14 protein-coding genes and 1 riboswitch are annotated in these 17,509 nt (G+C 72.2%); of the genes, 9 read left to right on the top strand and 5 right to left on the bottom strand.

Going from position 1 to position 17,509, the window contains the following annotated elements; genetic code table 11:
- Positions 1–18: 18 nt before the first annotated feature.
- The gene (gene metH, locus PT931_RS21260; protein ID WP_456247507.1) at positions 19–3,552 is read right to left on the bottom strand and encodes a methionine synthase; all 3,534 of its coding nucleotides are present in this window, start codon (positions 3,550–3,552) and stop codon (positions 19–21) included.
- Positions 3,553–3,637: 85 nt separating this feature from the next.
- On the opposite strand from metH, the gene PT931_RS21255 reads away from it, so the two are divergent.
- Positions 3,638–4,492 carry a PAC2 family protein gene (locus PT931_RS21255; protein ID WP_363725840.1) on the top strand — a complete coding sequence of 285 codons (855 nt, stop codon included), beginning with the start codon at positions 3,638–3,640 and terminating at the stop codon, positions 4,490–4,492.
- A gap of 43 nt (positions 4,493–4,535) precedes the next feature.
- Here the strand turns inward: PT931_RS21255 and PT931_RS21250 are convergent, their stop codons facing one another.
- The gene (locus tag PT931_RS21250) at positions 4,536–5,561 is read right to left on the bottom strand and encodes a glutaminase (RefSeq protein WP_456247506.1); all 1,026 of its coding nucleotides are present in this window, start codon (positions 5,559–5,561) and stop codon (positions 4,536–4,538) included.
- 382 nt (positions 5,562–5,943) lie between these two features.
- Here PT931_RS21250 and PT931_RS21245 point away from each other — a divergent pair, with 382 nt between their 5' ends.
- From PT931_RS21245 to PT931_RS21230, 4 genes are all read left to right on the top strand, one after another.
- Positions 5,944–6,735 carry a GntR family transcriptional regulator gene (locus PT931_RS21245; protein WP_456247505.1) on the top strand — a complete coding sequence of 264 codons (792 nt, stop codon included), beginning with the start codon at positions 5,944–5,946 and terminating at the stop codon, positions 6,733–6,735.
- A 260-nt stretch (positions 6,736–6,995) separates the two neighbouring features.
- Entirely contained in the window at positions 6,996–8,231 is a 1,236-nt protein-coding gene (locus PT931_RS21240; RefSeq protein WP_456247504.1) for an MFS transporter, read from the top strand.
- A gap of 32 nt (positions 8,232–8,263) precedes the next feature.
- Positions 8,264–8,461, top strand: a riboswitch (cobalamin riboswitch).
- A 32-nt stretch (positions 8,462–8,493) separates the two neighbouring features.
- Positions 8,494–8,730, top strand: a complete 237-nt coding sequence (locus tag PT931_RS21235; RefSeq protein WP_456247503.1) for a CbtB domain-containing protein — start codon at positions 8,494–8,496, stop codon at positions 8,728–8,730.
- Positions 8,730–9,467 (top strand): CbtA family protein, encoded by a 738-nt coding sequence (locus tag PT931_RS21230; RefSeq protein WP_456247502.1) that lies wholly within the window; start codon positions 8,730–8,732, stop codon positions 9,465–9,467. The genes PT931_RS21235 and PT931_RS21230 overlap by 1 nt, the downstream gene beginning before the upstream one ends.
- Positions 9,468–9,516: 49 nt before the next feature.
- On the opposite strand, the gene PT931_RS21225 is transcribed toward PT931_RS21230, so the two are convergent.
- Positions 9,517–10,689: a TDT family transporter gene (locus PT931_RS21225; RefSeq protein ID WP_456247501.1), complete on the bottom strand. Its 1,173-nt coding sequence runs from the start codon at positions 10,687–10,689 to the stop codon at positions 9,517–9,519.
- A gap of 63 nt (positions 10,690–10,752) precedes the next feature.
- Entirely contained in the window at positions 10,753–11,265 is a 513-nt protein-coding gene (locus PT931_RS21220; protein WP_456247500.1) for a GbsR/MarR family transcriptional regulator, read from the bottom strand.
- A gap of 65 nt (positions 11,266–11,330) precedes the next feature.
- Between PT931_RS21220 and PT931_RS21215 the strand changes: the two genes are divergently transcribed.
- The 3 genes from PT931_RS21215 (at position 11,331) to valS (ending at position 15,779) form a co-directional block, all read left to right on the top strand.
- A complete protein-coding gene (locus PT931_RS21215; protein WP_456247499.1) occupies positions 11,331–12,233 on the top strand; it encodes an ABC transporter ATP-binding protein in 903 nt (300 codons plus the stop codon).
- Complete coding sequence (locus tag PT931_RS21210; RefSeq protein ID WP_456247498.1) at positions 12,223–13,014, top strand: ABC transporter permease subunit; 792 nt, start codon at positions 12,223–12,225, stop codon at positions 13,012–13,014. The genes PT931_RS21215 and PT931_RS21210 overlap by 11 nt, the downstream gene beginning before the upstream one ends.
- A 290-nt stretch (positions 13,015–13,304) precedes the next feature.
- Positions 13,305–15,779 carry a valine--tRNA ligase gene (valS, locus tag PT931_RS21205; protein ID WP_456247497.1) on the top strand — a complete coding sequence of 825 codons (2,475 nt, stop codon included), beginning with the start codon at positions 13,305–13,307 and terminating at the stop codon, positions 15,777–15,779.
- Between the two features lie 221 nt (positions 15,780–16,000).
- Here the strand turns inward: valS and PT931_RS21200 are convergent, their stop codons facing one another.
- The gene (locus PT931_RS21200) at positions 16,001–16,429 is read right to left on the bottom strand and encodes a MarR family winged helix-turn-helix transcriptional regulator (protein WP_456247496.1); all 429 of its coding nucleotides are present in this window, start codon (positions 16,427–16,429) and stop codon (positions 16,001–16,003) included.
- A gap of 54 nt (positions 16,430–16,483) precedes the next feature.
- Between PT931_RS21200 and PT931_RS21195 the strand changes: the two genes are divergently transcribed.
- On the top strand, positions 16,484–17,482 hold the full coding sequence (locus PT931_RS21195) for an NADP-dependent oxidoreductase (protein WP_456247495.1): 999 nt from the start codon (positions 16,484–16,486) through the stop codon (positions 17,480–17,482).
- Positions 17,483–17,509: the final 27 nt, after the last annotated feature.

Here is a 17,509-nt window from a genome sequence, read left to right as displayed (position 1 = left end):
GCATTTCGTAACTGTCGGTTATTTGGCATTGAAGTAGTTCGCCTCCGGGTGGAACGTGATCAGCGCGTCGGTCGACTGCTCCGGCACCAGCTGGAACTCCTCCGACAACTCCACCCCGATCCGATCCGCCCCCAACAGCTCCACGACCTTCGCCCGGTCCTCCAGGTCGGGACACGCCGGATACCCGAACGCGTAGCGGCAGCCCTGGTAGTCCACGTTGAACAGTCCGTCCAGCGAGGCCGGATCCGCCTCCACCACGGACCCGCCCCCGGGCAGGGTGACCTCGGACCGGATCCGGCGGTGCCAGTACTCGGCGAGGGACTCGGTGAGCTGCACGGACAGGCCGTGGACCTCGAGGTAGTCGCGGTAGGCGTTGGCGGCGAAGAGCTTGTTGGCGTACTCGCTGACCGGGTTGCCCACCGTCACCAGCTGCATGGCCACGACGTCCAGTTCGCCGGAGCCGCGGGGGCGGTAGAAGTCGGCGAGGCACAGGCGGCGGTCGCGGCGCTGGCGGGGGAAGGTGAACCGGGCGCGTTCGCTGTGGCCGTTCTCGTCGAGGACCACGAGGGTGTTGTCCTCGGAGTACGCCGGGAAGTAGCCGTAGACCACGGCCGACTCGAGGACCTGGTCGGCGGTGAGCCGGTCCAGCCAGTACCGCAGCCGGGGTCGGCCCTCGGTTTCCACCAGCTCCTCGTAGGACGGGCCCTCGCCGCCGCGCGCGGCCTTGAGGCCCCACTGGCCGAGGAAGGTGGCCCGTTCGTCCAGCAGCGCGGCGTAGTCGGCCAGGGGGATGCCCTTGATGACCCGGGAGCCGAAGAACGGGGGCACGACCACGGCCTGGTCGGAGGCCACGTCGGAGCGGGTGGTGTCGTCCAGGGCCGGCTCGGCCTCGCGGACGATGGCGCGGTGCCGTTCGCGGCGGGCCTTGCGCTCGGCCGTCTTGGCGAGCTGCTCGGCGGTGAGGACCGGGGCGCCGCCGCGCTTGGCGGTCATGACGCGGTCCATCAGGGACAGGCCCTCGAAGGCGTCGCGGGCGTAGTAGACCTCGCCGCCGTCGTACATGTCGCGGAGGTCGTCCTCGACGAAGGACCGGGTCAGGGCCGCGCCGCCGAGCATGACGGGCCAGCGGGAGGCCATGCCGCGCTGGAGCATCTCGGCCAGGTTGTCCTTCATGATGACGGTGCTCTTGACGAGCAGGCCGGACATGCCGATGCAGTCGGCGTTGTGCTCGGCGGCGGCGTCGAGGATGGCGTTGATCGGCTGCTTGATGCCGATGTTGACGACCGTGTAGCCGTTGTTCGACAGGATGATGTCGACCAGGTTCTTGCCGATGTCGTGCACGTCGCCCTTGACCGTGGCCAGCACGATCGTGCCCTTGTCGGTGGTGTCGGCCTTGTCCATGTGCGGTTCGAGGTACGCGACGGCGGTCTTCATGACCTCGGCGGACTGGAGCACGAACGGCAGCTGCATCTGGCCGGAGCCGAACAGGTCGCCGACCGTCTTCATGCCCTCCAGCAGCGTGTCGTTGATGATCGTGATCGCGGTGCGGTTCTCGAGCGCCGCGTCCAGGTCGGCTTCGAGGCCGTTGCGTTCGCCGTCGATGATCCGGCGCTGGAGGCGCTCGTCCAATGGGAGGGCGGCCAGTTCCTCGGCGCGCGAGGCCCGGGCGGAGGCCGCGTCGACCCCGTCGAACAGGTCGAGGAGCTTGGACAGCGGGTCGTAGTCGACGCTGCCGTCGGCGTGGTAGGTCCGCCGGTCGTAGACCAGGTCGAGGGCGACGGAGCGCTGCTCGTCCGGGATCTTCGACATGGGCAGGATCTTGCTGGCGTGCACGATGGCGCTGGTCAGGCCGGCCTCGACGCACTCGTGCAGGAACACCGAGTTGAGCACCTGTCGGGCGGCCGGGTTCAGGCCGAAGGACACGTTCGACAGGCCGAGGGTGAAGTTGATGCCCGGGTACAGCTCCGTGATCCGCCGGATCGCCTCGATCGTCTCGATCGCGTCGCGCCGGGTCTCCTCCTGGCCGGTGGACACCGGGAACACCAGGCAGTCGACCATGATGTCCTGGATCCGCATCCCCCACTTGCCGGTCAGGTCCTCGATCAGGCGGGTGGCCACCCGGACCTTCCACTCGGCGGTCCGGGCCTGGCCCTCCTCGTCGATGGTCAACGCCACGACGGCGGCCCCGTGCTCCTTGACCAGGTGCATCATCCGGGTGTACCGCGACTCCGGCCCCTCACCGTCCTCGTAGTTCACCGAGTTGACGATGCACCGGCCGCCGAGCCGTTCGAGGCCGGCCTCGATCACGTTCGGCTCGGTGGAGTCCAGCATGATCGGCAGGGTGGAGGCGGTGGCGAACCGGCCGGCGAGCTCGCCCATGTCCCCGGCGCCGTCGCGGCCCACGTAGTCCACGTTCAGGTCGAGCATGTGCGAGCCGGACCGGATCTGTTCGCGGGCGGTCTCGACGCACTTCTGCCAGTCCCCGGCGAGCATGGCCTCGCGGAACGCCTTCGAGCCGTTGGCGTTGGTGCGCTCGCCGACCATCAGCACGCCGGCGTCCTGGACGAACGGCACGTGGTGGTACACCGACGACACGCCCGCGTCGATGACCGGGGTGCGCGCGGCGGGGGTGAGGCCGCGGACCGCGTCGGCCGTCTGCCGGATGTGCTCGGGGGTGGTGCCGCAACAGCCGCCGACCAGGCCCACGCCGTACTCGACGACGAAGCGCTTCAGCGCCTCGGCCAGCTCGGCCGGCCCGAGGGGGTAGACCGCGCCGCGCGGGCCGAGTTCCGGCAGGCCGGCGTTCGGCATGACGGACAGGCCGACCGTGGCGTGCTGGGACAGGTAGCGCAGGTGCTCGCTCATCTCGGCGGGGCCGGTGGCGCAGTTCAGCCCGATGTAGTCGATCCCGAGGGGCTCCAGGGCGGTCAGTGCCGCGCCGATCTCGGACCCGATCAGCATCGTGCCCGTGGTCTCGACCGTCACGTGACAGATCAGCGCGACCCGCTGGCCGGTGGCGGCCATGGCCCGCTTCGCGCCGACGATGGCGGCCTTGGTCTGGAGCAGGTCCTGGCAGGTCTCGACCAGGATGCCGTCGACACCGCCGTGGATCAGGCCCTCGCAGCACTGCTGGTAGTAGTCGCGGAGCAGCGCGTACGGGGCGTGCCCGAGGGTCGGCAGCTTCGTACCGGGGCCCACCGAGCCGAGCACGTAGCGCGGCTGTTCGGGGGTCGACCAGTGGTCGGCGGACTGCCGCGCGATCCGGGCGCCGGACTCCGCCAGCTCGTACGACCTGTCGACGATGCCGTATTCGCCGAGATTGCCGTAGTTCGCCCCGAAGGTATTTGTCTCGACGCAGTCGGCGCCGGCCGCGAAGTACGCGTCGTGGATCTCGCGGACCACCTCGGGCCGGGTGACGTTCAGGATCTCGTTACAGCCCTCGTGGCCCTGGAAATCCTCCAACGGGAGGTCGTATTCCTGCAGCATGGTGCCCATGGCGCCGTCGCAGACCAGGACCCGGGAACCCAGTGCCGAGAGAAGAGAATCAGTCACCCGTCCAGGTTAGTGGAGCGGAATAGTTCGGCGCCTCACGGACCTGCGTGACTTCCAGCCCACCCGGGCGACGTAGTCTGACCAGGTGACCGAATTCGACGGCCTGCCGGTGCTCCGCTCGCCCATCGCCATCGCCGCCTTCGAGGGGTGGAACGACGCGGCGGATTCCGCGACCGCGGCCATCGAACACCTCGACGCCGTGTGGGACGCGCGACCCATCGCGGCCGTGGACCCCGACGACTACTACGACTTCCAGGTCACCCGCCCCGTCATCTCCCTCGTCGAGGGCGAGGCCCGGCGGATCGACTGGCCGACCACCCAGTTCCTGGTGGCCACGCCGCCGGAGCTGGAGCGCGACATCGTGCTGATCCGGGGCATCGAGCCGAACATGCGCTGGAAGGCCTTCTCCGAGGACGTCCTGGAGATGTGCCACAGCCTCGGCGTCGAGCGGATCGTGCTGCTCGGGGCCCTGCTCGCCGACGTGCCGTACACCCGGCCGCTCCCCGTGTCGGGCACCTCCACCAACCCGGCCGAGACCGAGCGCCTGGGCCTGGTCGGCGCCCGCTACGAGGGCCCCACCGGCATCGTCGGCGTCCTGCACGAGGCCGCCACCCGCGCCGAGCTCAACGTCGTGTCCTTCTGGGCGCACGTCCCGCACTACGCCTCCAACCCGCCGTGCCCCAAGGCCACCCTGGCCCTGCTGCACCACATCGAGGAGCTCCTCGACCTGCCCGTGCCCCTGGCCGGGTTGTCGGAGGAGGCCACCGAGTGGGAGCGGCGGATCACGGCCCTGGCCGAGGAGGACAGCGAGCTGGGCGACTACGTCCGGCAGCTGGAGCAGCGCGAGGGTGACGCGGGGCTGCGGCCGTTGTCCGGGGACGAGATCGCCAAGGAGTTCGAGAAGTACCTGCGCCGTCGCGGCGGCCCGACCCAGGCCTGAAAACCTTCGACGGGTACCGGCGCGCCCACCGCCGGCCCCGCGGTCAGAACACCGACCACCCGGTCAGCGTCGTGAACGCGTCGAGCGCCGCCAACCCCGCCACCGAGTTCCCGCTCGCGTCGAGTCCCGGCCCCCACACGGCCAGCGCGCACCGGTTCGGCACCACGGCCAGGACCGCCCCGCCGACGCCGCTCTTCGCGGGCAGCCCGACCCGGTAGGCGACCTCCCCCGCCGAGTCGTACGTCCCGCAGGTCAGCATCGTCGCGTTCAGCCGTTTGGCGTCGCTGCGGGACAGCAGGCGCGTCCCGTCGGCGGCCGTACCGTGCCGGGCCAGGAACCGCCCCGCCAGCGCCAGCTCCTCGCACGTCATGACCAGGGAACACTGCCAGGTGTAGTGCTCCAGGACGTCCGCGACCGGGTTCTCCAGGTTGCCGTAGCTGGCGAGCAGGTGCGCGAGGGCGGCGTTGCGGTGCCCGTGCTCGGCCTCCGAGGCGGCCACCTTCAGGTCGAAGTCGATGCTCGGCCCGACCCCGGCCAGCCCCGAACCGGCCCAGCTCCGGGCGCCGGCGCCCGGGTCCCCGGCTCCGGCGGACCCCGCTGGTGACGCCGGGCCGCCGGACCCACCTCCGGTGCCGCCCTCGGCCCGCAGGAAGTCCCGCACCGCCCCCCGCGCGTCCCCCGTCAACGTCAGCAACCGGTCGGTCACGACCAGCGCCCCGGCGTTGATGAACGGGTTCCGCGGGATCCCCCGGTCCTGCTCCAGCTGCAAGAGCGAGTTGAACGGGTTCCCGGACGGCTCCCGGCTCACCCGCCGCCAGATCCTCTCCCCGTCCTCCCGGAGCACGAGGGCCAGGCTGAACACCTTGGTCACGCTCTGCACGGACAGGGGGACCTGCCAGTCCCCGGTCCCGTACACCGCGCCGTCGACGGTGGCCACCGCCATCCCGAACCGGCCGGGGTCGACGGCGGCGAGCGCCGGGATGTAGTCGGCGACCCGGCCACCGCCGATCTCGCCGGCGATCTGCGCGCGGACCTGTTCCAGGATCTGCGGGTACTCCATGTCGGTCATTGTGTCCCCACCGTGGGTGGCGAGGGGACGGGTCGGGACCCGTCCCCTCCTCCCACCCCCCTCAGAGTGGTATCGCGCGCCACCCACCCGTGGCGTACGCCGACCACGGTGTCCCGGTCGGACAGCACGTTGCGGAACGTCACCTGACCGACCCCTGACAGCCGAGTGAACGTCCAGCCCACGGGCCGGGACCCGCACCGCCCGCGAGGCCCGGCCCGGCCCGCCGGGGACCTGACGCCCCGGCGCGGTGGAGGTCACGCCGAGGGTCGGCGGTACGGCCACGCTATGGCCGGTTGTCCACCCACCGATAGGGAGAAATCCCTTGCGTCGTGGCATCGGTCACACATCTGTGGCATCCTAGGAACCTGCGAGGGAGGCGCCCGTGTCCGTCAACCCCGGGGCCGCCGAGTGGCCCCACCGCCAGATCGCCGACCAGATCCGTGCCAAGATCCAGCACGGTGACTGGGGTCCCGGCGAGAAGTTGCCGTCCATCCCCGACATCGGCCAGATCTACGGCGTGGCGAAACAGACCGCCCAGCGCGCGATCGACCAGCTGCGGATCGAGGGGCTGCTGATCACCCGGCCCGGCTCCGGCACCTATGTCCGGGGCGTGCGCCGCAAGCTGGCCCGCCTGGCCCGGGGCCGCTACGGCACCACCCGCGGCTACCACTCCGACCCCAACGGGCACTACCGCCAGCAGGTCACCCTGGTCGGCCGCTCCCCCGCCCCGCACGAGGTGGCCAGCGCGTTCGGGCTGCCCGACGGCGCGGAGCTGCTGGTCCGGCGGTCCCTGGTCACGAGCCAGGACCAGGTCGTGGAGGTCAGCGCGAGCTGGCTGCGGCCGACCGAGGTCCAGGGCAGTCCGCTGGACGGGCTGACCCCGCTGACCCGGCCGCTCTACCAGGAGGTGGAGGAGGCCAGCGGCCGGCGCTACGTCTACGCGACCGACCAGCTCAGCGCCCGGCTGCCCACCCGGGAGGAGGCCGAGACGCTCCAGATCCGCGCCGACACCCCGGTGCTGACCCTGCTGCACACCGCGTTCGACGGGGACCGGCGCACCATCGAGGTCACCCAGTCGACCTGGCCGGGCCCGACGACGCTGCTCACCGACGACTACAAGGTGCCGGGCCCGCGCGCCCAACTCCCGGACGGCCCCGACGTCTTCCTGGCCTGACCCCCAGGTCAACCCCTCCAAACCCTTATATGGCTACGAGTGGGGCGGCGACCACCGCGCATCGGCACCTCTCCCACATCTCCGTCCCCGGTCCCCGACCGGGCCGGCCCCCGGCGCCCGCGCGCGGACCGGCACAGGTCAGCACCCGCCGGGCGCGGTGCCGGCGTCGCGGAAGGCCCCGGGGATCCGTACCCAGATGAGGGGGTTGATCTGGGGTTAAACCGGTGGCCCGGTGGGGGTGGGCCGGCGAGAATCCCGCCATGAGGATTCCGTGGCCCGCCGTCCTGCGTGAGGAGAGGCAGTTCGCGCTGCTGTTCGCGGGGCAGGCCTGGTCCAGCCTGGGTGACCGGGTGACGTTCGTGGCGTTGCCGTTCGCGGTGCTGTCCATCGGCGGGAGCGCGGCCGACGTGGGCTGGGTGATCGCGGCGGCCACGGTGCCGTTCCTGCTGTTCACGCTGGTCGGTGGGGTGTGGGCGGACCGGCTGCCCCGGCACCGGGTGATGCTGGTGTCCGACATCGTGCGGTGCGGCACGCAGGTGGTGGCCGCGGTGCTGCTGTTCACCGGGGACGCGCGGGTGTGGCACCTGGTGGTGCTGATGGGCATCTTCGGTACCGCCGACGCCTTCTTCAGTCCCGCGATGTCCGGGCTCGTGCCGCTGACCGTGTCGCCGGAGCGGTTGCAGGAGGCCAACGCGCTGCGCGGGTTCGTGATGTCGGCCGGGCTGGTGGCGGGGCCGGCGGTCGCGGGCGGGCTGGTGGTGGCGTTCGGGCCGGGCGGGGCGCTCGCGGTCGACGCGCTGACGTTCGCGATCAGCGCGGTGTACCTGGCCCGGTTGCGGCCCCGGGCGGGGACGGTGGAGGAGGCCGGCAACTTCCTGGCGGAGCTGCGCGACGGGTTCCGCGCGGTGCGGACCCGGTCCTGGGTGTGGTCGACCCTGACCGCCGCCGCCGTGTACCACCTGGTCGTCCTGCCCTCGGTCTTCGTCCTGGGTCCGGTGCTCGCCGAGCGGGAACTGGGCGGGGCGAAGGGCTGGGCGGTGGTGGTGGCCGCGTTCGGGGTCGGGTCGATCGTGGGCGACGTGATCGCGCTGCGCTGGCGGCCGGCCCGTCCGCTGCTGGTGGCGGCCGCCGCGCTGACCGTCGCGTCGTGTCAGGCGCTGATCATCGGCGGGGGCGGGTCGCTGGTGGTGATCGCGGTGCTGGAGGGCGTGACCGGGGTGGCGGTGTCGTTGTTCTTCACGTTGTGGGAGACGGCGTTGCAGACCCACATTCCGGAGGGGTCGCTGTCGCGGGTGACGTCGTTCGATCTCCTCGTCACCGTGGGATCGATGCCCGTCGGTATGGCGCTGGCCGGGCCCGCGGCCGACGCGTTCGGGCTGCATCCGACGCTGATGGTGATGACGCTGGTCGGGGTGCCGTCGGCGCTGGCGCTGTTCGCCGTGCGCGGCGTGCGGAGGCTCGGCCGGGAACGGGAATCCGCGCACGTTCGGATGTGATGAACAGCACTACGTTCGGGTTGACTGTGGAGCACTCTGCGTCGATGCTGGGTGCGCACAAATTAACAATGAGACGACGGTGCGCAGGAACTCCGGTGTGAATCCGGGACGGTCCCGCCACTGTGACCGGGGAGTTCTCCCTCGTACGCGGCCACTGCCCCACGGGCGGGAAGGCCGAGGGGTGACGACGATCCGGGAGTCAGGACACTGACCCGTCGTTCTCCCGATACCGGGGCGGGGACACCCCGGGGAGGAGTACCAGATGGCTTCCTTGACCACTCCCGGTGCCGTCGCCGACACCGGAGCCGCCCTGCGCCCGGTCCGCGACGGGATCATCGTCACCATGGCGGTCGTGTTCGCGCTGCTCACGCTGTACGCGGTGTTCATCGACCAGGGCGCGCTGCTCGCCCCGCTGCTCGGCAAGTTGTCCTTCGACAGCAACTTCGTGCACGAGTTCGCCCACGACGCCCGGCACGTCGCCGGCGCCCCCTGCCACTGATGGCCTCCGTACTGTCGCTGCTCGGCCGGGGACTCCTGGCCGGCGGCGCCGCCGGTGTGCTCGCGGGCGGGTTCGCCCGGCTGGTCGCCGAGCCGGTCATGGACCGGGCGGTCGACATCGAGTCCGCCCGCTCGGCGGCGGCCGGCGAGGTCGGCGAGGAGGTGTTCACCCGGGGTGAGCAGCACTTCGGCCTCATGGTGGCGCTGCTCGCCGTCGGCCTGGCCCTCGGCGCCCTGTTCGGCCTCGTGTACTTCCTGGTGCACCGCTCCGACCTCGACACCGACGTGTGGGGCCGTTCGCTGCGGCTCGCCACGGCCGGCCTGGTAGGCGTCTGGCTGCTGCCGTTCCTGCGCTACCCGGCGAACCCGCCCGGGGTCGGCAACGGCGACACGGTGGACGGTCGGACCGACGCCTGGCTCGCCGCCACGGTGATGGGGCTCGTCGCCGTCGCCGGGGCGCTGTTGCTGCACTCCTGGCTGGTCAGCCGGGGCGCGGCCACCCCGGTCCGGCACCTGGTCGTCGCGGCGGTACCCGTGCTGGCGCTGGTGCTGATGTTCGTGATCCTGCCGAACAACCCGGACGCGATCGAGGTGTCGCCGAAGCTGCTGTGGGACTTCCGGGTCCTGGCGGCGGGCACGATGGTGATCCTGTGGATCGGGATGGGCGCGGTGCTCGGCCTGACCGGGCTGCGCGTTCCGGCCCGGGCCAAGGCTCCCGAGGCCGTCGCGGCCTCCTAGTACGAGCAGTGCCCGCGGGCGCGGTTCCCTGACGGGGGCCGCGCCCGTTTCAGCGGGAGTGTTCCAGCACCCGGGGCTGCGGGACGGTCCCGGCCGAGGGTGTCCCGGGGCGGAGCAGGGCGTGCACGGTGCGGGTCGCGACCGTGGCCCAGGCCGCCACCAGCAGCACGAACAACGCCACGGCCAGCACGGCGAACGCGTGGGAGCCGGTCCGGTGCGCCAGCCCCGTCGCGGCCGTCACGCAGGTCCCCACCGGGAACGTGAAGCTCCACCACGTCATCGTGAACGGCAGTCCCGCCCGGGCCGCGCGCGCCGTGAGCAGGCCGGAGAGCACGATCCAGAGCAGGGCGAAGCCGAAGACGGGTACGCCGTAGAGCAGGCCGGAGAGCTCCAGTGCGTGCGCCGTCGGGCCGGCCACGGCGGTGTGCGCGGCGTCGCCCAGCAGGTTCGCGGCGGTCACGGACTGGCCGAGCGGGCCGAGCACGATCCACAGGGTCGGGACGGCCGCGGCGGCCAGCGGTTCCCGGACCAGCCGGGCCCAGATCTGCGGCAGGATCGCGAGCGTGGCGACGAGGCTGACCCCGAACAGGGCGTAGCAGGCGAGCAGCAGGTCGAGGCGGGGTTGGCCGGCGGGCAGGTGCGGTACGAGGAGCGCGCCGGTCGACGCGGAGACCATCGGGGCGACGACGGGCAGCAGCCAGGTCGGGGAGGCCGGGGCCGGCCCGGGGCGGCTCATCATCCGGTACGGGACGGCCACGGCGCTGGCCAGGCCCAACAGGGTGCCGACGGTCCACAGTACGGCGTCGACGGCGACGGCCAGTTCGGTGCCGAGCACGTCGCGGCCGAGGAGGAGCGCGCCGGCGCCAACGGTCAGCAGGGCCATGGGGGGCGCGCCGTAGAACTGGGCGGCGGCGTGGTCGACCGGTCCGCCGACATCGGATCCGGGCCGGCCCCCGTCGGCGGTGGGGTCCGGGGAGGCCACGGCGCGGGAGTGGCCCGCGATGTTCGCCTTCGTCGTGCGGTCGCCCCGGGTGCCGGTGGCCCGGCGGCGGGATCTGAGGTGGGCGGTGGTGACGGCGGTGAGGGTGAGGGCCGCGAGGAACCAGACGGCGACGGCGGCGGGGCGCAGGGCCGGGGCCGCGTACGGCAGGGTGGCCGCCGAGGTGGCGACGATGCCGGTGCCCATCACGGACGCGAACCAGTTCGGGCCGAAGTTCCTCATGCACCCAGTCTCGGCCGCGTTTCCGCAGGTCGGTAGGTGTCCGTTGCCTACCGGGACATAGGGCTACCCTATAGCTCGGCCCCGGGCCTCGTACTCGCGCCAACGGTCGAGCATCTGCTCCGTCTCCTGGAGCATGTACGCGTAGAAGTTGCGCATCTCCGCCAACCGCTCCCCGGCGGGGCTGTCGATGCCGGCCGCCGCGATCCCCTCGTCGGCGGCCTGCCGCATCACGTCGAGCACGTTGTTCTTGCTGGTCAGCAGGGTGGCCCACGCGTCGGTCTGGAACCGGAAGTGGTCGCGGCGGCTGCCGGGCGCGGGCACCCGCTGGATCAGGCCGACGGTGATCAGGGTCTTGATCGCCCCGGACACCGCGCCGGCGCTCACGTCGAGCTGTTCGGCGATCTCCCCGGCGGTCACGGTCTCCCGCTCGGCGAACAGGACGGCGCAGAAGACCCGGGCGGCCATGCGTTGCATGCCGTTCTCGACGAAGACGAGCGCGAGCCGTTCGGCGGCGTCGTGCAGCGCGGTCACGGGGCGGCGGGTCTCGGCGTCAGCTGGCCGGCGGGTCTCGGTCATGATCCCAGCTTCCCACACGCTTCGGAAGCTTTACAAGTTTGTGAAACTTCAGTAGTGTCCGAGTTATGGAAACGGTGATCCAGCTCGACGGGCTGGCCAAGACCTACGGACGCCGGCGGGGGCTCACGGAGCTCACCCTCGACGTACAGCGTGGCGAAATATTTGGATATCTCGGGCCGAACGGCGCCGGGAAGTCCACCACCATCCGACTCCTCCTCGACCTGATCCGGCCCACCGGCGGCACCGCCCGCGTGCTGGGCCTCGATCCCCGGGCCGACGCGGTCGCCCTGCACCGCCGGCTCGGCTACCTGGCCGGCGACTTCGTGGTCGACGGCCGGCAGACCGTCCGCGAGTGCCTGGCGTTCCTCGCGGCCCTGCGCGGCGACGGCGCGGCCGCCCGGATCCCGGCGCTCGCCGACCGGCTCGACCTCGATCTCACCGCGCGGATCCACAGCCTGTCCAAGGGCAACCGGCAGAAGGTCGGGCTGGTGCAGGCGTTCATGCACGCCCCCGAGCTCCTGATCCTCGACGAGCCGACGTCCGGGCTGGACCCGCTCGTGCAGCGCACGTTCCTGGAGCTGGTCACCGAGGCCCGCAACAACGGGCAGACCGTGTTCATGTCCTCGCACATCATGAGCGAGGTGCAGGCCGTCGCGGACCGGGTCGGCATCCTGCGCGAAGGCCGGCTCGTCGCCCTCGACCGGGTGGAGAACATGCGCGAACGCGCGGTGCGCACGGTGACGCTGACGTTCGACGCGCCGGTGGCCCCGGCGGAGTTCGACCTGCCCGGGGTCACCGACCTGGTCGTGGACGGCAACGTGCTGACCTGCCGGGTCGCCGGCAGTCCGGACGCGCTGGTCAAGGCCGCCGCCCGGCACACCGTCACCGGGCTGCTCAGCGAGGAGCCCGACCTCGAGGAGCTGTTCCTCACCTACTACCAGCACGAGGGGTCCGGCCATGTCGCGTAACGTCTTCTCGAAGACCCTGTGGGACGCCCGGCGCTCCCTGCTGGGCTGGTCGGTGGGCACGACCCTGGTCGCCCTGATGTACGCGAGCTTCTTCCCCTCCATGTCCGGCGGCGCGATGGCCGACGCGTTGAAGAACCTCCCCGACGCGTTGAAGGAGGGCTTCCACCTCGACGACCTGGGCTCCGCCGCCGGGTACCTGGGGGCGAACACCTTCGGCATCGTCGTACCCCTCCTCGTGTTGTTCTACGGCGCGTCCACCGGCGCGCGGGCCGTCGCCGGGGACGAGGAGTCCGGCCAGCTCGACCTGCTGCTGGCGCACCCGTTGAGCCGCACGAGCCTGGTGCTGCAACGGTTCGGGGCGCTGGTCGCCGGGTCGACCGGGATCGCGGTGCTGGTGTTCGCGGGGCTGGTCGCGATCCGGGGCGCGGCGGAGCTGGGGTCGGTGTCCGTGACCCATCTGGCCGCGCAGTGCCTGAACCTGGCCCTGCTGGGCATCCTGTTCGGGGCGCTGGCGCTGTGCGCGGGGAGCATCGTGGGGCGGCGCGGGCTGGTGTTCGCGACCACGGCCGCCGTCGGGGTGCTCACCTACGCGGCGAACAGCTTCGGGGCGCAGCTCGGCCTCGGCTGGACCCGGAACGTGTCCCCGTTCTACTACTACCTGGGCGGGTCGCCGCTGAAGAACGGCTTCCAGTGGGCCGACGCCGGGATCCTGGCCGCCGCGTCGCTGGTCCTCGTCGGGATCGGGCTGTGGGCGTTCAACCGGCGGGACATCAACACGTGACCCCCTGACGCGTGAGCTTCAAGGACGTGGTGCCCGCCGGGTATGATGGCGGGCACCACCGTGTGGATCTCGCCTGAGGGAGGACCGATGACCATCACCACGTCACGTCACCGTTCCCTGGGCATGCGGCGAGTAGTGGGCGGGTAGCACCCGCTCCCCCAGCTCGTCCTTTTCCCGTTTCCGCGCCCCACCCGTCGCCGCGCACCGGCGGGCCCCGTGTCGTGTCCCGACCCGGCCGCCCCGGTGCCGCGCGGTGCTGGTCGCGACGCATGCCCGCGAGAGGTTCCACCATGATTCCCGAGAAGCCGTCCCTCGACGCCCTGGACGCGAAGTGGTCCGCCCGGTGGGAGGCCGCCGGCACCTACCGGTTCGACAGATCCAAGACGCGTTCCGAGGTGTACTCGATCGACACGCCGCCGCCCACCGTGAGCGGCACCCTGCACGTGGGCCACGTGTTCAGCTACACCCACACCGACATCCTCGCCCGGTACCAGCGGATGCGCGGCCGGGAGGTGTTCTACCCGATCGGCTGGGACGACAACGGCCTGCCGACGGAGCGCCGCGCGCAGAACCACTACGGGGTGCGCTGCGACCCGGCGCTGCCCTACGACCCGGCGTTCACCCCGCCCGCCGCCCCGCCGAAGCACCCGGTGGCCGTGTCCCGGCGGAACTTCATCGAGCTGTGCGAGGAGATCACGGCCGCCGACGAGCGCGCGTACGAGGAGCTGTGGCGGCGGCTGGGGCTGTCGGTGGACTGGTCGCTGACGTACACGACGATCGGGGCCCGGGCGCGGCGGGTGGCGCAGCGCGCGTTCCTGCGGGCCCTGGCGGCCGGCGAGGCGTACCAGGCGGAGGCGCCCACCGCGTGGGACACCGACTTCCGGACGGCCGTGGCGCAGGCGGAGCAGGTGGACCGGGAGGTGCCGGGGGCGTACCACACGCTGCGGTTCGGGTCCGGGATCGTGGTGGAGACGACCCGGCCGGAGCTGTTGCCGGCGTGCGTGGCGCTCGTGGCGCACCCCTCCGACGAGCGCTACCAGGACCTGTTCGGCACCCAGGTGGAGATCCCGTTGTTCGGCCGGGCGGTGACCGTGCACCCGCACCCGTTGGCCGACCCGGAGAAGGGCACCGGGATCGCGATGGTGTGCACGTTCGGCGACGCCACGGACGTGATCTGGTGGCGGGAGCTGAAGCTGGAGACCCGGGTGCTGATCGGCAGGGACGGGCGGTTCGGCGCGCCGTTCGAGGGGCTGACCGTGCGGCAGGCCCGGACCCGGGTGGTGGAGCTGCTCCGGGAGTCCGGGGACCTGCTCGGGGAGCCGCGGGCGATCACGCACCCGGTGCGGTACTACGAGAACGGCGAGCGTCCACTGGAGATCGTGAGCAGCCGGCAGTGGTTCTACCGGACGTTGGCGCACGCCGACTGGCTCGCCTCCCGGGGGCGGGAGCTGGAATGGCACCCGGCGCACATGCGGGTGCGGTACGACCACTGGGTGGCCGGGCTGAACTCCGACTGGCTGATCAGCCGGCAGCGGCACTTCGGGGTGCCGTTCCCGGTGTGGTACCCGCTCGGGGCCGACGGGCGGCCCGACCACTCCCGGCCCATGGTGCCGTCCGAGGCGGAGCTGCCCGTGGACCCGGCGACGGACTGCCCGCCCGGGTTCACCGAGGCCGACCGGGGGGTGCGGTTCGTGGCCGACCCGGACGTGATGGACACGTGGGCCACGTCGTCGCTGACCCCGCGGATCGCGTGCGGCTGGGTGGACGACGAGGACCTGTACGCGCGGACGTACCCGATGGACCTGCGCGCCCAGGCGCACGAGATCATCCGGACCTGGCTGTTCACGTCCGTGCTGCGTGACCCGGAGCGGCTGCCGTGGAAGCACGCGGCCATCTCCGGCTGGATCCTCGACCCCGACCGCAAGAAGATGGGCAAGTCCGTGGGCAACGCGCTCGGGCCGCTCGGGCTGCTGGACGAGTACGGGCCGGACGGGGCGCGGTACTGGGCGGCGCAGGGGCGGCTCGGGGTGGACACGTTGTTCGACCCGGCGCAGATGAAGGTGGGGCGGCGGCTGGCGACGAAGCTGCTGAACGTGGGGCGGTTCGTGTTGTCGCTGCCCTGGGCCGGGTCGTCGGACGGTGACCTGCCGGGGGCGACGGCGACGTTGGACCGGGCGTTGCTGGCGCGGCTGCGGGACACGGTGGCCGAGTGCACGGCCGCGTTGGAGTCCTATGAGCACACCCGGGCCCTGAACGCGGCGGAGGCGTTCCTGTGGACGTTCTGCGACGACTACCTGGAGCTGGTGAAGGAGCGGGCGTACTCGGGGGACGCGTCGGCGGTGGGGACGTTGCGGGCCGGGTTGGACGGGGTGTTGCGGCTGTTGGCGCCGTTTCTGCCGTTCGCCACGGAGGAGGTGTGGTCGTGGTGGCGGGAGGGGTCGGTGCATCGGGCGGCTTGGCCCGGGGGGCTGTGGGGGGCCGTGGAGGCCGGGGCCGGGGAGGCCGGGGCCGGAGGCTCCGGCGGGGGTCGTGCGCCGGCCGGGGGCTCCGAGGGGGACGCCGGGCTCGTGGTGGCGGCGGAGCTGATCGCGGCGGTGCGCAAGGCGAAGTCGACGGCGCGGGTGTCGATGCGGGCGCCGGTGGCGGAGCTCGTGCTGACCGGGATGGAGCTGGCGGAGGACCTGGTGGCGGACGTGGTGGCCGCCGGGAAGGTGGAGAGGGTGACGTTCCGGTCGGGGGCTCCGGCGGTGGAGGTGCGGTTGTAGGCGGGGGCGGCGCGCGGGAGGTCGGTGGCCCGAGGTGTGGGTGACGGCCTCCCGACGGCGCGGTGCGGGTGCATGCCGGGGTGGGCGGGGGTGCGGAGCGCCCCCGCCGGGGGCTCCGGGCGGGCATGCCCGGTGGGGCGGGGTGGGTGCGGAGCGCCCGCCGGGGGTGGCGGTGGCAGGGGTGGCTGATGCCTGCCGGGGGCTCCGGCACCCGTAACCGGCTAGGGGTTTCGGATCTTCCGCCAGACGCGGATCAGGTCGGCGGTGTCCCGGGCGTCCAGTTTGTCGGTGAAGTAGGGGGCGACGGCGGCGCGGCGGGTGGCGTCGGCGGCGGCGTAGAGGGCGCGGCCGGCGTCGGTGAGGACGACGGTGACGGCGCGGGCGTCGGTGGGGCTGGGCTGGCGGTCGATGAGGCCCCGGGCGGCGAGCTCGTCGAGGACCCGGGACAGCCGGCTGCGGGACAGCATGGCGGCCTCCCCCAGGTGGGTGGGGCTGACGGGGCCGTTCTGCTGGTCGAGCCAGAACAGCGCCTCGAACCAGGACAGGGGCATCGCGTGCGTGGTGGTGAGCGCCTTGTCCACGAGGCAGGTCAGGGCGTTGCCGGCCCAGATCAGCCCGTAGAAGGCCCGGTCTTCCTCCGTATCGAACATCACCCCAGCCTAGATGTATGTGCGTGCGCACGCAACTGTGCTACTGTCGGTCACATGCTGAGTCGTGAGATCCACCTTGTGTCCCGTCCGGTCGGCGAGCCGAAGCCCTCGGACTTCGCCCTGGTCACCGCCGAGGTGCCGGAGCCGGGCCCCGGCCAGGTCGTGGTCCGCAACACGTTCATGTCCGTCGACCCGTACATGCGGGGCCGGATGAACGACGTGAAGTCCTACGTCCCGCCGTTCGCGCTGGACGCGGTCATGGACGGCGGCGCGGTCGGCGAGGTCGTCGCGTCCGACTCCCCCGACGTGCCGGTCGGCGCGACGGTGCTGCACGGCCTCGGGTGGCGGGAGTTCGCGCTGGTGGACGCCGCCCGCGTCCGTGTCGTCGACGCCACCCTGGCCCCCGCCTCGGCCTACCTCGGGGTGCTGGGCATGCCGGGCCTCACCGCGTACGCGGGCCTGCTCGCCGTGGCCGGGTTCCAGGCCGGCGAGACGGTGTTCGTGTCCGGCGCGGCCGGCGCGGTCGGCAGCCTGGTCGGCCAGTTCGCCCGGCTGCTCGGCGCGGGCCGGGTCATCGGTTCGGCCGGCGGCCCCGACAAGGCCACCCGCCTGGTCAAGGACTTCGGCTTCGACGCCGCCATCGACTACCGGGCCGGTGACCTGCGCGGACAGCTGGCCGAGGCCGCCCCGGACGGCATCGACGTGTACTTCGACAACGTCGGCGGCGACCACCTCGAGGCCGCGATCGGCGCGCTGAACGTGCACGGCCGGGCGGCGCTGTGCGGGGCGATCAGCCAGTACAACGCCACGGAGCCGGTGCCCGGGCCGCGCAACCTGGCCCTCGCGATCGGCAAGCGGCTGACCCTGCGCGGCATGCTGGTCGGCGACCACAACGACCTCGCCCCGCAGTTCGTCCAGCAGGTCGCGGGGTGGCTCGCGAGCGGCGAGGTGAAGGCCGAGGAGACCGTCGTGGACGGGATCGGCAACGCCGTCGACGCGTTCCTCGGGATGATGAAGGGCGCCAACACCGGCAAGATGTTGGTCCGACTGTAGACAGCGCGGTGAGGCCGGCCCGGGAGT

It is taken from the genome of Longispora urticae (genome assembly GCF_053902585.1).
The sequence above is the reverse complement of the archived record's forward strand: the minus strand, read 5'-3'. Positions and strand labels throughout refer to the sequence as shown.

Coding starts and splice junctions, on each gene's coding strand:
- PT931_RS21240 (WP_456247504.1), top strand. CDS start 6,996: ATGAGGATTCCGTGGCCCGCCGTCCTGCGTGAGGAGAGGCAGTTCGCG.
- PT931_RS21230 (WP_456247502.1), top strand. CDS start 8,730: ATGGCCTCCGTACTGTCGCTGCTCGGCCGGGGACTCCTGGCCGGCGGC.
- PT931_RS21210 (WP_456247498.1), top strand. CDS start 12,223: ATGTCGCGTAACGTCTTCTCGAAGACCCTGTGGGACGCCCGGCGCTCC.
- PT931_RS21250 (WP_456247506.1), bottom strand. CDS start 5,561: ATGACCGACATGGAGTACCCGCAGATCCTGGAACAGGTCCGCGCGCAG.
- PT931_RS21220 (WP_456247500.1), bottom strand. CDS start 11,265: ATGACCGAGACCCGCCGGCCAGCTGACGCCGAGACCCGCCGCCCCGTG.
- PT931_RS21215 (WP_456247499.1), top strand. CDS start 11,331: ATGGAAACGGTGATCCAGCTCGACGGGCTGGCCAAGACCTACGGACGC.
- PT931_RS21200 (WP_456247496.1), bottom strand. CDS start 16,429: ATGTTCGATACGGAGGAAGACCGGGCCTTCTACGGGCTGATCTGGGCC.
- PT931_RS21235 (WP_456247503.1), top strand. CDS start 8,494: ATGGCTTCCTTGACCACTCCCGGTGCCGTCGCCGACACCGGAGCCGCC.
- PT931_RS21225 (WP_456247501.1), bottom strand. CDS start 10,689: ATGAGGAACTTCGGCCCGAACTGGTTCGCGTCCGTGATGGGCACCGGC.
- valS (WP_456247497.1), top strand. CDS start 13,305: ATGATTCCCGAGAAGCCGTCCCTCGACGCCCTGGACGCGAAGTGGTCC.
- PT931_RS21195 (WP_456247495.1), top strand. CDS start 16,484: ATGCTGAGTCGTGAGATCCACCTTGTGTCCCGTCCGGTCGGCGAGCCG.